Here is a 13,830-nt window from a genome sequence, read left to right on the forward strand (position 1 = left end):
GACGCGGTCAGCAGCCGAGCAGTTCCCCGGCCAGATACGACGTCACCTGACCGATCGCGATGCGCTGCTGGCTCATGGTGTCGCGTTCACGGATGGTCACGGCGTCGTCGTCGAGCGAGTCGAAATCGACGGTCACACAGAACGGTGTGCCGATCTCGTCCTGGCGGCGGTACCGCTTGCCGATGCCCTGCGCGTCGTCGAACTCCACGTTCCAGTGCTGCCGCAGCTCGGCGGCGAGTGCCTTGGCCTTCGGCGAGAGCTGCTCGTTGCGCGAGAGCGGCAACACCGCGACCTTGATCGGCGCCAGACGTCGGTCGAGCTTGAGGACCGTACGGGTGTCGGTGCCGCCCTTGGCATTCGGCACCTCCTCGTCGACGAGCGCGTCACACAGGAACGCCATGAACGACCGCGTGAGTCCGGCTGCGGGCTCGATCACGTACGGCGTGTACCGCTCGCCCGACGCCTGGTCGAAGAACGACAGGTCCTCCCCCGAGTGCTTCGAGTGGGTGCTGAGGTCGAAGTCGGTGCGGCTGGCGACACCCTCGAGCTCACCCCACGGGCTGCCCGCGAAGCCGAACCGGTACTCGACGTCGACCGTGCGCTTGGCGTAGTGCGACAGCTTCTCGGCGGGGTGCTCGAACAGGCGCAGGTTGTCGGGGTCGATCCCGAGATCGACGTACCACTGGCGACGGGTGTCGATCCAGTACTGGTGCCACTGCTCGTCGTCACCGGGCTTGACGAAGAACTCCATCTCCATCTGCTCGAACTCGCGGGTGCGGAAGATGAAGTTGCCCGGGGTGATCTCGTTGCGGAAGCTCTTGCCGATCTGGCCGATGCCGAACGGCGGCTTCTTGCGAGCGGTGGTCATCACGTTCTTGAAGTTGACGAAGATGCCCTGCGCGGTCTCCGGACGCAGGTAATGCAGCCCCTCCTCGGACTCGACCGGTCCGAGGTAGGTCTTGAGCATCATGTTGAAGTCGCGCGGCTCGGTCCATCGTCCGCGGGTGCCGCAGTCGGGACACACGACCTCCGCCATGGGGACCGAATCGGGATCGTCGAGACCCTTCTTCTCCGCGTAGGCCTCCTGCAGATGGTCCTGGCGGTGTCGCTTGTGGCAGTTGAGGCACTCGACGAGCGGGTCGTTGAAGACGCTCACGTGGCCCGAGGCCTCCCACACCGCGCGCGGCAGGATGACCGACGAGTCGAGGCCGACGACGTCGTCGCGCGAGGTGACCATCGACCGCCACCACTGCTTCTTGATGTTGTCCTTGAGCTCCACGCCGAGTGGACCGTAGTCCCATGCCGATCTGGTGCCGCCGTAGATCTCACCGCACTGGTACACCAGCCCTCGCCGCTTGCACAGGTTGACGACGGCATCGACTGTTCCGGCCACGATGAACGCACACTCCAGCTTCGGTCTCGGGGAAGAAGTACCGACCCAGACTAGCCCCGGCGGTGCGGCCGCCTTGACATGGCCGACGGCGCATATGAAAATGATTGCAATTAAGCCCCGCGGTGTCCCACGACGCCTGCGACCACGAGAGAGGTAGGCCATGGTGGAGAACTCCGGCGAGGTCGCGACCGGCGGGGTGCGGGCCGATCGCGCCGCGCTCGAGGCGGCCGGTGAGCTGTTGCGCGCGTTGGCCGCGCCGGTACGGATCGCCATCGTGTTGCAACTGCTCGAGCGCGAGCAGTGCGTCCACGAACTCGTCGGCCATCTCGGTGTCACCCAGCCGCTCATCAGCCAGCACCTGCGGGTCCTGAAGGCCGCCGGCGTGGTCCACGGCGAACGCAACGGACGCGAGATCCTCTACCGCCTCGTCGACGACCACCTGTCGCACATCGTCACCGACGCGGTCGCACACGCCACCGAACACGGCGAATGAGCGCCCACCACACCGAGGCCGAGGCCGCACCGCCGGTGACCGGCGTCCGGTCCACCCGACAGCGCCACGCGATCGCGTCGCTGCTCACCACCGTTGACGAGTTCCGGTCGGCGCAGGAGCTCCACGACAGCCTCAAGGCCGACGGTGAGTCGATCGGTCTGACCACCGTGTACCGCAACCTGCAGGCGTTGGCCGACGCGGGTGAGATCGACGTGCTGCGTACCGATTCCGGCGAGTCCCGCTACCGGCGCTGCTCGGCCGGCCACCATCACCACCTGGTGTGTCGGGTGTGTGGGACCACGATCGAGGTGCAGGCCGACCCCGTCGAGGAATGGGCCGCCACGATCGCGGCGAGTCACGGCTACACCGACGTCAGCCACACCGTCGAGATCTTCGGGCGCTGCCCGGACTGTCGCAGTACCCCCTGACCGCCCGATCGACGGTCAGGCGGTGAGGGCGGCCGAGAGTTCGGTTCCGGTGGAGAGCACGAGATGCACCATGGTCAGCAGCGCCGCGTCGGAGAGGGTGCCCGCGGGAAAGGTGTAGTGCGCCAACACATCGGTGGTCACATCGGTCGAGGCGCGTTTGATGGCGCCGAAACTCATCTGCGCCGAGAGTCGCTCGATGTCGTCGCGCAGGGCGTCGGTGTTCGGCAGGTCCCAGGCCAGCACCTGGGTCACCGACAGGACGTCGAGTCCCTCCGACAGCGTCATCGACTGCACCGCGGCGCGCGTGCCCTCGAACGCGACGGTCATCGACGTCTCCCCCGTCACGTGGTCGACCGCGCCGATCGCCGCGATGAGGACCGCGGCACGGTCCATCAGCGCGACGGCGGGTACAGGTGTCGACGCGGTGTCACTCATGCCGGGTCCCCGGCCTCGCGTACGCCGCCGAATCTGCGGTCGCGCGAGGCATATTCGACGCAGGCGGCCCAGAGATCGCGGCGGTCGAAATCGGGGAACAGCTTGTCCTGGTACACCATCTCGGCGTACGCCGACTGCCACAGCAGGAAGTTCGAGATGCGTTGCTCCCCCGATGGCCGCAGGAACAGGTCGACGTCGGGCATGTCCGGCTCGTCGAGGTGACGGGCCACGGTCTTCTCGTCGATGCGCTCGGGGTCGAGTTGCCCCGCGGCCACCCGGCGCGCTATCTCGCGTGCGGCGTCGGCGATCTCGGCACGTCCTCCGTAGTTGACGCACATCGTCAGGTTCATGACGGTGTTGTCCTTCGTCATCTCCTCGGCGACCTCGAGTTCACGGATCACGCTGGCCCACAGTCGAGGTCGACGACCGGCCCATCGGACCCGGACGCCCATCTCGTGCATCTCGTCGCGACGACGCCGGATCACGTCGCGGTTGAAGCCCATGAGGAAGCGCACCTCCTCGGGGCTGCGCGACCAGTTCTCGGTGGAGAAGGCGTACGCAGAGAGCCACGTGACGCCGAGTTCTATGCACCCGCACACCGAGTCCATCAGCACGGCCTCGCCGCGCTTGTGGCCCTCGGTCCTCGGCAGTCCGCGGTCGGTGGCCCACCGACCGTTGCCGTCCATCACCAGCGCGACATGGCGTGGGATGAGCTCGGTCTGCAGCAGCGGCGGTCGCGCTCCGGACGGATGCGGGTCGGGTGGACGGATCACCCGGTCGGCGACCGGTTCAGCGGACCGCTTCGCGGGGCGACGCAGAGCCATCACGGTTGTCCTCTCCCAGTCGGTGCGGTGCCTCGCGCTCGATCAACGGGAGCGTGCGCAGCTGACGCTCGAGATGCCACTGCAGGTGCGCCGCGGTCAGGCCACTGGCCTGTCGGCGCAGCGAGTCGTTGACGTCGACGGTGTGCTCCCAGCGTCCACGGTAGAGGTCGTCCATGAGGTCCATCACGCCCGGTGAGGGCGTCGCCGACCCCGCAGGCCGGCAGTGCAGGCACACCGCCCCGCCCGCGGCGACATGGAACGCACGGTGCGGGCCCGGCGCACCACACCTCGCGCAGGTGTCGAGCGCGGGCATCCACCCCGCGAAATCCATGGCCCGCAACAGGAAGGCGTCGAGGACGAGGTCGCGCGGGCGGACGGCGTCGGCGATCGCACGCAACCCACCGACGGTGAGTTTGTGCAACCGGTCTGCGGGTGCGCGCTCCTCCCCGGCGAGGCGCTCGGCGGTCTCGAGCACCGCGCACGCGCTGGTGTAGCGCCCGTAGTCGGCGACGATGGACGACGCGAACGCGTCGATGCTCTCCACCTGCGTCACCACGTCGAGGTTGCGCCCGGGGTAGAGCAGCACGTCGACGTGGGCGAACGGTTCGAGCCGGGCCCCGAACTTCGACCGGGTGCGTCGGACACCCTTGGCGACCGCGCGGACGAGACCGTGCTGATGCGTCAGGAGCGTGACGATGCGATCGGCCTCGCCCAGCTTGTGCTGGCGCACGACCACCGCCTGATCCCGATACAGCCTCACCCGGTCATTCTCGCACCGTCGGCGACTCCCCCGCCGCCACCGACACTCCTCCGGCGGCAACGGAGGAGAGGTCGTCGGCGCGCGGAGCGCGCTGCCACCCCTTCGCGTCGTAGACCCGCACGGCCACCGATCCCAGGATGAGGCCGATCGCGAGCCCTACGAGGGTGGCGACCAGGGAGTGCCCGAGCCCGGCGGCGAAGTCGCCGTTGAAGTAGAGGATCGACCGGACCCCGAGATAGATCTGGCGCATCGGTTCGATCTCGGCGAGCCACGCGAAGATCCGCGGACTGGCCTCCAGCGGCACCGCGCCTCCCGAGGAGGGCAGGCCGAGGATCACGAAGAAGACGAGGTTGACGATCATGCCGGGTGTGCCGAACAGCGCCATGACCGACGAGGCGGTGACCCCGACCGCGGTGACGGCGAGCGTCGAGTACATCCACAGCGTGAACGGCGCGGGGTTGTCCATCCCGACCGCGGCACACACCGCGATGTAGAGCGCCGACTGCACCATCGCGATGAGGAACATGATCCACCACTTCACGACGAGCGTGCCGCGGCGCGAGATGGGCAGTCGCCTGCGCAGTCGGTACAGCGGCCCGATCTCGATGGGGATCGCCCCGAGCATCCCGTCGACGAGCGAATGCACGATGAGCGCGCCGGTGAACCCGGCGAGCACCAGCAGGATGGTGAAGTAGAACGCCGACAACCCGTTCGCCGCGCCGCCCGGGAGCGGTTGTGCATCCGACACCGAGAACACCACCGGCGCGGAGAACGCGTACGACGCCAACCCCACGAACGGGACGTCGTTCTGCGCCAACCGGTCCCGGACCGTCTTGGTGAGCTGAGCGCCGAACTGTTGGTTCACCGACGTCTTGATGCGGTCGACCGCGGTGGTGAGGATCGACGAGGCGAACGTCCCTGACCGCCGGTTGGTGAGCACCTCGATGGTGGGCGGCGACGGCGTGTCGCGGCCCACGACCGACCCCGCGAGATCGATGGCCGACTGTGAGAAGTCGGCGGGGATGATGATCACGCCGTAGGTCTGCGCCGAGGCCAACCGGTCGAGCGCGGTCCCGCGGTCAGTGGTGCGCAACGACAGCCCGGTGCCCTTCGTGCCGTCGACGATGCCCTCGGCGACCTGGCTGCCGAACTGTGCACGCGGCGCGTCGGGGCCCTGGGAGGCGCCGGTGTCCTCCACGACGAGGTCGACGGAGAACTCGTGAAGATTCTTCTCCGGGTTGACGATGGCGCCCATGTACATCGCGGCGAGCAGACACATGATGCCCACGACGGCGGCGATCGGTGCGACCCAGAACCGCGGGGTGGCCAGCAGCGCGCGCACCGCGTGCGTCGACCCGCCGTCGGGCGCCGCCGTCTCGGGCGCGGTAGCGGCGACGTCGGGCTCGGTGCGATCGGACCCGGAGGGGTCGGGCTCGGTGGGTTCGGGCTTCTCGTGCGCGCCGGACACCGGCCTAGAAGCCCATCTTGCGGAGCTGTCGGGGGTCGCGCTGCCAGTCCTTGGCGACCTTCACGTGGATGTCGAGGTAGACGCGGGTACCGAGCAGCCGTTCGATCTGTCCCCGGGCGGTGGTGCCGACGTCCTTGAGACGAGAACCCTTGTGACCGATGACGATCCCCTTCTGGCTGTCCCGCTCGACGAACAGCGTCGCGTGGACGTCGACCATCGGGGGGCGGTCGTCGCGGGTCGGCTCGCGCTCGATGACCTCCTCGATGACGACGGCGAGCGAGTGCGGCAGCTCGTCACGCACGCCCTCCAACGCCGCCTCGCGGATGAACTCGGCCATCAGGACCAGCTCGGGTTCGTCGGTCAGTTCCCCGTCGGGATAGAACGCCGGACCGGGTTCCATCATGGAGACGATCACGTCGGTGAGGATGTCGAGTTGCTGCCCCGACTTCGCCGACACCGGCACGACCTCGCCCTCGGGCCCGAGCAGCTTCGACAGCGCCAGCAGTTGCATGCCGACCCGGTCGGGGGTGACACGGTCGATCTTGGTCACGACACCCAGCAGCGGCGTCTTCGGGGCGACCTGGCGGATCTGCTCGACGATCCAGCGGTCACCCGGACCGATGGTCTCGTCGGCCGGGATGCACAGGCCGATGACGTCGACCTCGGAGTAGGTGTCGCGCACCAGGTCGTTGAGACGCTGCCCCAGCAGCGTGCGGGGTCGGTGCAGTCCGGGGGTGTCGACCAGGATCAGCTGCGCGTCGGGACGATTGACGATCCCGCGGATGGTGTGGCGGGTCGTCTGTGGGCGATTGGACGTGATGGCGATCTTCTCGCCGACGAGGGCATTGGTGAGCGTCGATTTCCCGGTGTTGGGGCGTCCGACGAAACACAGGAAGCCCGAACGGAAATCGGCGTCGTCACGCGTCCCCATCGACGATGTGGTCACGACACCCCTTCCGACGAGCGCGAGCGTCCGCCCGTCGCCTCGACATCGTCCCCGGTCGACTCGACGGCGTCGTCGTCGGGTCGGTGTTCGCGTTCGACGACCACCGAGGTGATGCGCAGCCGGCCCTGCCGGTTGGGTCCGCCCTCGGCGAGCAGGATCAGACCGTGCGAGGTGACCCGTGCCCCCGGCAGAGGGACGCGACCGAGCGCGAGACCGACCAGGCCGCTGACGGTGTCGACGTCGTCGGCGTCGATCTCGATGTCGAACAGTTCACCGAGATCCTCCACCGGCAGCCGCGACGACACCCGGTACCGGCCGTCACCCAGGTCGTCGATCGGCGACAGCTCGTCGGTGTCGTACTCGTCGTTGATCTCCCCCACGATCTCCTCGAGGACGTCCTCGATGGTGACCAGTCCGGCGATGCCGCCGTATTCGTCGACGAGAAGCGCCATGTGGTTGCGGATGCGCTGCATGTCGGCGAGAACGCGGTCGAGCGGCTTGGAATCGGGGATGAACTCCGCGGGGCGCATCGCCTCGGCGACCGCCACCGGCGGGTCGGACCGGTCGGCCCGGATGGATCGCTCGACCAGATCCTTCAGATAGACGACGCCGAGGATGTCGTCGGGGTTCTCGCCGATCACCGGGATGCGCGAGTGGCCGGAACGGGTGGCGAGGCTCATCGCCTGCACCACCGTCTTGTCCGACTCGATCCAGATCATCTCCGGCCGGGGCACCATCACCTCGCGCGCGCAGGTGTCGCCGAGATCGAAGACCGACTGGATCATCCGTCGTTCGCCGGCGTCGACGACGCCACGCGCCTCGGCCATGTCGACGAGTTCGCGGAGTTCGACCTCGGTGGCGAATGGCCCGTTGCGGAATCCCTTACCGGGGGTGATCGCGTTGCCGAGCAGGATCAGCAACCGCGTCACCGGCCGCAGCAGGAACCCGATGGCCTGCAGCACCACCGCCGACGGCAGGGCGATCGAGTAGGCGTTCTGGCGGCCGAGGGTCCGAGGTCCGACACCGACCATCACGTAGCTGACGACCGACATCGCCAGCACGACGGTGACGATGGCCCACACGCGACTGAGCTGTTCGGCGGCGAGCACCGCCACGAGCGTGGTCGCGGCGATCTCGCAGACGATGCGCATCAGGGTGGTCAGACCCACGTAGGTGGCGCGGTCGACGAGGACGGCGCGCAGTCGGGTCGAGCCGCCGCGGCCCTCGCGGATCATGTCGTCGACCCGGGCCACCGAGACGGTCAGCAGGGCGGCGTCGATCGCCGCGAACAGACCGCCGAGCGGGATCAGGGCCAGGGCGAGCAGCAGGAGCCACACGTCGGTGGGCACGGCCCTCAGAGCTCCTTGCGGTCGGTGGACTCGCGCTCGGGAGTGTGAGCAGAGGTGAAACCGATGCGGTTGAGCAGGGTGGCGTCCTTGGCCGCCTGCGCCCGCGCGCGATCGGCGGCGCGCCGATCGGCGTACCACTCGTCGATGATGCGGCCCTGGATGCCGAACATCTCCTTCTCCTCGTCGGGTTCGGCGTGGTCGTACCCGAGGAGGTGCAGCACGCCGTGGACGGTGAGGACCGCCAGCTCGTGTTCGACGGGGTGGCGCGCGGTGGCCGCCTGCACCGCCGCGAACTCCGGGCACAGCACGATGTCGCCGAGCATGGCCGGTCCCGGATCGGGGGTGTCGGGACGACCGCCGGGGGTCAGCTCGTCCATCGGGAAACTCATCACGTCGGTCGGGCCGGGCAGGTCCATCCACCGCAGGTGCAGTTCGGCCATCGTCTCGTTGTCGACGAGCACCATCGACAGCTCCGCGCCGGGATGCACGTCCATCTGGCCCAGCGCGTACTCGGCGACGTCGACGAGCATCCGCTCGGGGACCTCGACGCCCGACTCGTTGGAGACCTCGATGCTCATCGGGTCACGACCGCCGACCGTTGCCCGCGGCGCGACGCCCCGCGCGGTTGGCGCCGGGTGCGATGTCCTGATTCGCCTCGAAACGACCGTAGGCGTCGACGATGTCGGCGACGAGGCGGTGTCGGACGACGTCGGCGCTGGTCAGCGTCGCGAAGTGGATGTCGTCGATGTCGGTGAGGATGCGACTGGCGGCGCGCAACCCGCTCTCGGCGCCGCCGGGCAGGTCGACCTGGGTGACGTCACCGGTCACCACGACCTTCGACCCGAAGCCGAGGCGGGTGAGGAACATCTTCATCTGCTCGCCGGTAGTGTTCTGGGCCTCGTCGAGGATGATGAACGCGTCGTTGAGGGTGCGGCCGCGCATGTAGGCCAGCGGCGCGACCTCGATGACCCCGGCCGCCATGAGCTTGGGGATCGCGTCGGGATCCATCATGTCGTGCAAGGCATCGTGCAGGGGTCGCAGATATGGATCGATCTTGTCGTGCAGCGTGCCGGGCAGGAAGCCGAGGCGTTCGCCCGCCTCCACCGCGGGACGGGTCAGGATGATGCGGCTGACCGACTTCGTCTGCAGGGCCTGCACGGCCTTCGCCATCGCGAGGTAGGTCTTGCCGGTACCGGCGGGACCCATGCCGAAGACGATCGTGTTGACGTCGATGGCGTCGACGTAGCGCTTCTGGTTCACCGTCTTCGGGCGGATCGACTTGCCGCGCCGGGAGATGATGTCGAGGCTCAGCACCTCCGCGGGCGACTCCCCCGAACCGTCGGTGAGCATCGACACGCTCTGTCGGACCAGGTCCGGGCTCAGCGCCGTACCGCGGCGCACCACCGACACCAGTTCGGCGATGACACGTTCGGCGGTCGCGACGTCGGCCGGGGCACCGTGCAGGGTGATCCGGTTGCCGCGGACGTGGACGTCGGCCGCGAGGAGCTTCTCCAGCTCCCGCAGATTACGGTCGCCGGTACCGAGCAGCCCCATGACGACGTCCGGTGCCACCTCCATACTGGATTCCGCCGACGGTCCGGCGGCTGCGCGGGGACCATTCCCGGCTGTGTGGGCATCGGTCACGTAGTGGAACTCTCATCTCGTCGGCGAACCGCGGGTACGGCTCGGTCGGGGTGCGGCATGCGCTGCTTCACTCTATCGCTGATGAACGTGGGATCTCGCGTCGATATTTCGTCCGCGCATCTCGCGTGCACCGGACCCTGTCGCCGGGAAGGGGCACGTCAGATGCCCAGGCGTCGCAGCGTCTCGCGGTGGCAGCGGCTCGCCGGATCCATGAAGGAGTCGTGCCCCTCACCGCCGACGGTGACCAGTTCGACCGACTGACCCGCCCGTCGCGCCCCGTCCACGTAGGCCATCGACATCTCCAGGGGCACCGAGGTGTCGAGTTCTCCCTGCACCACCGCGACGTGGGCGGGGAACGGCGACAGGTGCGCCGGTGAGGCGTCGCGATACCGGTGAGGGGTGGCGGCGTACTCGGCACCGATGAACGCCGCGAGCGCGGCGTGCCCGTCGGTGCCGGCACGCACGAGGTCGGAGGCGGGCGCCTGCACGACGACGGTGCTGATGGTCGATCGATCGGTGCGGGCCTGCAGCCGGGCCGCCGCCCAGAGCGCGAGCTGGCCACCCGCGGAATGACCGATCACCGAGACCCGCCCGAAATCGGCCCGGGTCGCGAGGTCGGCGGGCAGGGCTGCGCGCACCGGCCCGTCGAGCGCACGGATGGCGTTGACGACGTCGTAACCCGTTCGCGGCCAACCGCCGTCGGGTTCGCCGACCCGCCGGTACTCGATGTTCCACACGATCGCACCGCGGGCGGCGAGATCGCGCGCGACGGGCGTCTGGACCACGAGTTCGAAATCGGTCGACCAGTAGCCGCCGTGCACCATCACCACGACCGGGACCCGGGGCGGGTCCTCGCCGGCGGCGACCGGCGCGACCGTCGGTAGGTGCAGGTGTCCGAACTGCGAGTTGCGATCGCCGTAGGCGATCTTGACGCGCTCGGCGGCGGTGGACCGTACGCCGTTCACGACCGCTCCCACCGGCTCGACATCGCACCGATCGCGCCCAGGGCGACGGTGCCCGCGGTCGAGGTGCGCAGCACCTCGGGTCCCATCCGCACCGACAGCGCACCGAGCGCGGTGAAATCGTCGAGCTCAGATGGGTCGATCCCGCCCTCGGGCCCCACGATCACGATCACCTCGCTCGCGTCGGCGACACCGACGGCGGTCAACGACTCGACAGCACCCTCGTGCAGGACCACAGCGACTCCTCCGGATTCGATGGACCCACTGATGATCGCGCGGATGTCGACGGTGTGCGCGACACCGGTGATCTCGGGGATGTGCGCACGCCGACTCTGCTTGGCCGCGGTCGCGGCCGCCGAGCGCCATTTCCGCAGGCCCTTCTCCTCCCGGGGCCCCACCCAACGGCTCACGCAGCGCGCGCTCTGCCACGCCACCACCCGGTCGACGCCCGCCTCGGTGGCCAGTTCGACCGCGAGCTCGGAGCGATCCGACTTCGGCAGCGCCTGCACCAGGGTCACCAGCGGCGACGGCCGCGGCACCTCTCGGCGGTCGAGCGCGGTGAGGCGCAGGCGGTCCTTGGCGAGGGTGGCGACCACCTCGCAGTCGGCCACCGTACCGGCGCCGTCACCGACGGTGATGCGATCGCCGGCGACGGTCCGCGTGACGGTCACCGCATGGTGGCCCTCGGTCCCGGTCAGGTCGGCGAGTGCGCCGACGGCCGGGACCTCGTCGATCCAGAACAGCGGCGGCGTCATCGTCGGCGCGGTGTCATCGGCGGCGGGTCAGCGGCCCGCGAAAGCGTTGCGGAGGCGGGAGAACAGACCGCCGTTGGTGGCCGACTGCGAGTCGACGAGTTCGAGATGCTCGTGCGTCGCGACCTCTTTGTACTGCTTGAGCTTCTGGGTCTGCTTGTGGTCGAGACGGGTCGGGACCACCACGTCGAGGTGGACGTGCACCGAGCCCCGCACCCCGGTGTGCAGGTGCGGCATGCCCTGGCCCTTGATGCGCGTGACCTGTCCGGGCTGGGTGCCCGGCTCGACCGTGACCGTCGCCGTGCCGCCCAGGACGGTGTCGATGTCGAGGCTGGCGCCGAGTGCGGCGTCGACCATGGGGACCTTGACGGTGCAGTGGAGGTCATCACCGTCACGGACGAAGACGTCGTGGGGCTTCTGGACGACCTCGACGTAGAGGTCGCCGGCGGGGCCGCCGCCGGGGCCGACCTCGCCCTGACCCTGCAGACGCACCCGCATCCCCTCGCCGACACCGGCGGGGATCTTGACCGTCATGGTCCGACGTGAGCGGACACGCCCGTCGCCCGCGCACTTGCGGCACGGGTCGGGGATGGTCTGGCCGGTGCCGCCGCAGGTGGGACACGGCCGCGAGGTCATGACCTGGCCGAGGAACGACCGCTGCACCGACTGGATCTCGCCGGCGCCCTTGCAGGTGTCGCAGTTCACCGGTTTGCTGCCGTCGTGGCCACCGGAGCCCTTGCACACGTCGCACAGCACGGCGGTGTCGACGGTGACCTCCTTGCTCACACCGGCGGCACACTCGTCGAGATCGAGCTGCATCCGCAGCAGTGCGTCCGAGCCGGGCTGCACCCGACCGCGGGGGCCGCGACCACCGCCACCGGCGCCGGCGCCGAAGAACGCCTCGAACACGTCGCCGAGGCCACCGCCCCCGAAGCCCCCACCGAACCCACCGCCGAAACCGGCGGTGGCGAGCGGGTCCCCGCCGGCGTCGACGATGCGACGCTTCTCCGGGTCCGACAGGACCTCGTACGCGGTCGACACCTCGGCGAACCGCTGCTGGGCGGCCTCGTCGGGGTTGACGTCGGGGTGCAGTTCGCGCGCCAGCTTCCGGTAGGCGCGCTTGATCTCGGAATCACTGGAACCCGGGGCGACGCCCAGGGTCCCGTAGTAGTCACGTGCCACGCGCAGCGGTGTCCTTCACTCGTTCGAATCGTTCTTCGGGTGGTCTCGCGGTCCCGTCGCCGAGCGAGTCAGCGCTCGGCGAGGACCTCACCGACATATCTGGCAACGGCGGCGACCGACGCAATGGTTCCCGGGTAGTCCATGCGTGTGGGGCCCAGAACCCCCAGACCACCGAAAACGGTGCCCGAGGCACCGTACCCCGTGGACACGACGGCGGCGCCACGCAGGTTGGCGGTGTTCGTCTCCTCGCCGATCTGCACGGTGACCGTGCCGGGCAGCTGGGTCGCCGCGAGCAGTTTGAGGACGACCACCTGTTCCTCGAGCGCCTCGAGGACCGAGTCCATCGACCCCTGGACCGGGGTGAAGTCCGCCGCCGAGCGGGCGAGGTTCGAGGTCCCGCCGAGCACGAGGCGGTCGTCGGAGCGTTCGACGAGGGTCTCCACGAGCACCGAGGCCATCCGGATCACGGCCTGACGCAGATCGTCGGGCGCGGAGTTCGCCAGTTCGGCGACCGCGTGAGAGGCGACCTCGAGTCGTTGACCGTGCAACGCCGCGGAGAACATGTCGCGCAGGCGCACGATCTCCTCGTCACCGATGTCCTCGGGGACGTCGACCATCCGTTGCTCGACGCGACCGGTGTCGGTGATCACCACCAGCAGCAGACGCGACGGGGTCAACGCGACCACCTCGAGGTGACGGACCGTCGCCGTGGACAGCACCGGGTACTGGATCACCGCGACCTGTCGTGTCAGCTGGGCCAGCAGCCGCACCGACCGTCGCAGCACGTCGTCGAGGTCGACGCCGGTGTCGAGGAAGCTCAGGATGGCGCGTCGCTCCACGCTCGAGAGCGGTTTGACCTCCGAGATCCGGTCGACGAAGAGGCGATAGCCCTTGTCCGTCGGCACCCGACCGGAGCTGGTGTGCGGTTGGGCGATGTACCCCTCGGCCTCGAGCACGGCCATGTCGTTGCGGATCGTCGCGCTCGACACCCCGAGGTGGTGTCGCTCCACGAGGGCCTTCGAGCCGATCGGCTCCTGGGTCGCCACGTAGTCGGTGACGATCGCGCGCAGGACCTCGAAACGGCGTTCGTCGGTGCTGGACAAGGTGATCACCTCCATGACTCGTGCAGACCCGTGGTCTGCGGTGGTGGGTCGCGGTCGTGTCCGTCGACCACGGTGTGGCCGGGAGTCCAGT

The 13,830-nt window shown here is 69.0% G+C and carries 15 protein-coding genes; 2 read left to right on the forward strand and 13 right to left on the reverse strand.

All coding sequences use genetic code 11. From position 1 onward, the window contains the following. Positions 1-7: 7 nt before the first annotated feature. Entirely contained in the window at positions 8-1,393 is a 1,386-nt protein-coding gene (locus OG579_RS04995; RefSeq protein WP_328858305.1) for a glycine--tRNA ligase, read from the reverse strand. Positions 1,394-1,553: 160 nt separating this feature from the next. Between OG579_RS04995 and OG579_RS05000 the strand changes: the two genes are divergently transcribed. After that, positions 1,554-1,886 carry an ArsR/SmtB family transcription factor gene (locus OG579_RS05000; protein ID WP_045823166.1) on the forward strand — a complete coding sequence of 111 codons (333 nt, stop codon included), beginning with the start codon at positions 1,554-1,556 and terminating at the stop codon, positions 1,884-1,886. Then, complete coding sequence (locus OG579_RS05005; protein WP_328858306.1) at positions 1,883-2,314, forward strand: Fur family transcriptional regulator; 432 nt, start codon at positions 1,883-1,885, stop codon at positions 2,312-2,314. The genes OG579_RS05000 and OG579_RS05005 overlap by 4 nt, the downstream gene beginning before the upstream one ends. 15 nt (positions 2,315-2,329) lie before the next feature. Here OG579_RS05005 and OG579_RS05010 read toward each other — a convergent pair whose 3' ends face one another. From OG579_RS05010 to hrcA, 12 genes are all read right to left on the reverse strand, one after another. Further along, positions 2,330-2,749, reverse strand: a complete 420-nt coding sequence (locus OG579_RS05010) for a hypothetical protein (RefSeq protein ID WP_238981275.1) — start codon at positions 2,747-2,749, stop codon at positions 2,330-2,332. Continuing rightward, on the reverse strand, positions 2,746-3,573 hold the full coding sequence (locus tag OG579_RS05015; protein WP_328858307.1) for an isoprenyl transferase: 828 nt from the start codon (positions 3,571-3,573) through the stop codon (positions 2,746-2,748). Before OG579_RS05015 ends, OG579_RS05010 begins: the two co-directional genes overlap by 4 nt. After that, the gene (recO, locus tag OG579_RS05020; RefSeq protein WP_045823169.1) at positions 3,539-4,333 is read right to left on the reverse strand and encodes a DNA repair protein RecO; all 795 of its coding nucleotides are present in this window, start codon (positions 4,331-4,333) and stop codon (positions 3,539-3,541) included. The genes OG579_RS05015 and recO overlap by 35 nt, the downstream gene beginning before the upstream one ends. A gap of 4 nt (positions 4,334-4,337) precedes the next feature. Then, positions 4,338-5,801: a YhgE/Pip domain-containing protein gene (locus OG579_RS05025; protein WP_328858308.1), complete on the reverse strand. Its 1,464-nt coding sequence runs from the start codon at positions 5,799-5,801 to the stop codon at positions 4,338-4,340. A gap of 4 nt (positions 5,802-5,805) precedes the next feature. Beyond that, entirely contained in the window at positions 5,806-6,732 is a 927-nt protein-coding gene (era, locus tag OG579_RS05030; protein WP_045823341.1) for a GTPase Era, read from the reverse strand. Positions 6,733-6,743: 11 nt separating this feature from the next. After that, entirely contained in the window at positions 6,744-8,096 is a 1,353-nt protein-coding gene (locus OG579_RS05035; protein WP_328858309.1) for a hemolysin family protein, read from the reverse strand. Between the two features lie 5 nt (positions 8,097-8,101). Then, the gene (gene ybeY, locus OG579_RS05040; RefSeq protein WP_045823171.1) at positions 8,102-8,674 is read right to left on the reverse strand and encodes an rRNA maturation RNase YbeY; all 573 of its coding nucleotides are present in this window, start codon (positions 8,672-8,674) and stop codon (positions 8,102-8,104) included. A gap of 4 nt (positions 8,675-8,678) precedes the next feature. Beyond that, positions 8,679-9,674: a PhoH family protein gene (locus OG579_RS05045; RefSeq protein ID WP_082080220.1), complete on the reverse strand. Its 996-nt coding sequence runs from the start codon at positions 9,672-9,674 to the stop codon at positions 8,679-8,681. Between the two features lie 224 nt (positions 9,675-9,898). Next, complete coding sequence (locus OG579_RS05050; RefSeq protein ID WP_045823342.1) at positions 9,899-10,705, reverse strand: alpha/beta hydrolase family protein; 807 nt, start codon at positions 10,703-10,705, stop codon at positions 9,899-9,901. Continuing rightward, positions 10,702-11,457: a 16S rRNA (uracil(1498)-N(3))-methyltransferase gene (locus OG579_RS05055; protein WP_328858310.1), complete on the reverse strand. Its 756-nt coding sequence runs from the start codon at positions 11,455-11,457 to the stop codon at positions 10,702-10,704. Before OG579_RS05055 ends, OG579_RS05050 begins: the two co-directional genes overlap by 4 nt. A gap of 27 nt (positions 11,458-11,484) precedes the next feature. Continuing rightward, on the reverse strand, positions 11,485-12,636 hold the full coding sequence (gene dnaJ / locus OG579_RS05060; RefSeq protein ID WP_328858311.1) for a molecular chaperone DnaJ: 1,152 nt from the start codon (positions 12,634-12,636) through the stop codon (positions 11,485-11,487). A 68-nt stretch (positions 12,637-12,704) separates the two neighbouring features. Further along, positions 12,705-13,739, reverse strand: a complete 1,035-nt coding sequence (gene hrcA / locus OG579_RS05065; protein ID WP_045823343.1) for a heat-inducible transcriptional repressor HrcA — start codon at positions 13,737-13,739, stop codon at positions 12,705-12,707. Positions 13,740-13,830 lie beyond the last annotated feature (91 nt).

It is taken from the genome of Williamsia herbipolensis (genome assembly GCF_036153515.1).
Taxonomy (GTDB): Bacteria; Actinomycetota; Actinomycetes; order Mycobacteriales; family Mycobacteriaceae; genus Williamsia_A; species Williamsia_A herbipolensis.

Bases quoted from the DNA above. Each gene is read 5' to 3' on its own strand.
- OG579_RS05000 (WP_045823166.1), top strand. From the start codon at position 1,554: ATGGTGGAGAACTCCGGCGAGGTCGCGACCGGCGGGGTGCGGGCCGAT.
- OG579_RS05005 (WP_328858306.1), top strand. From the start codon at position 1,883: ATGAGCGCCCACCACACCGAGGCCGAGGCCGCACCGCCGGTGACCGGC.
- OG579_RS05010 (WP_238981275.1), bottom strand. From the start codon at position 2,749: ATGAGTGACACCGCGTCGACACCTGTACCCGCCGTCGCGCTGATGGAC.
- OG579_RS05015 (WP_328858307.1), bottom strand. From the start codon at position 3,573: ATGGCTCTGCGTCGCCCCGCGAAGCGGTCCGCTGAACCGGTCGCCGAC.
- era (WP_045823341.1), bottom strand. From the start codon at position 6,732: ATGGGGACGCGTGACGACGCCGATTTCCGTTCGGGCTTCCTGTGTTTC.
- ybeY (WP_045823171.1), bottom strand. From the start codon at position 8,674: ATGAGCATCGAGGTCTCCAACGAGTCGGGCGTCGAGGTCCCCGAGCGG.
- OG579_RS05045 (WP_082080220.1), bottom strand. From the start codon at position 9,674: ATGGAGGTGGCACCGGACGTCGTCATGGGGCTGCTCGGTACCGGCGAC.
- OG579_RS05055 (WP_328858310.1), bottom strand. From the start codon at position 11,457: ATGACGCCGCCGCTGTTCTGGATCGACGAGGTCCCGGCCGTCGGCGCA.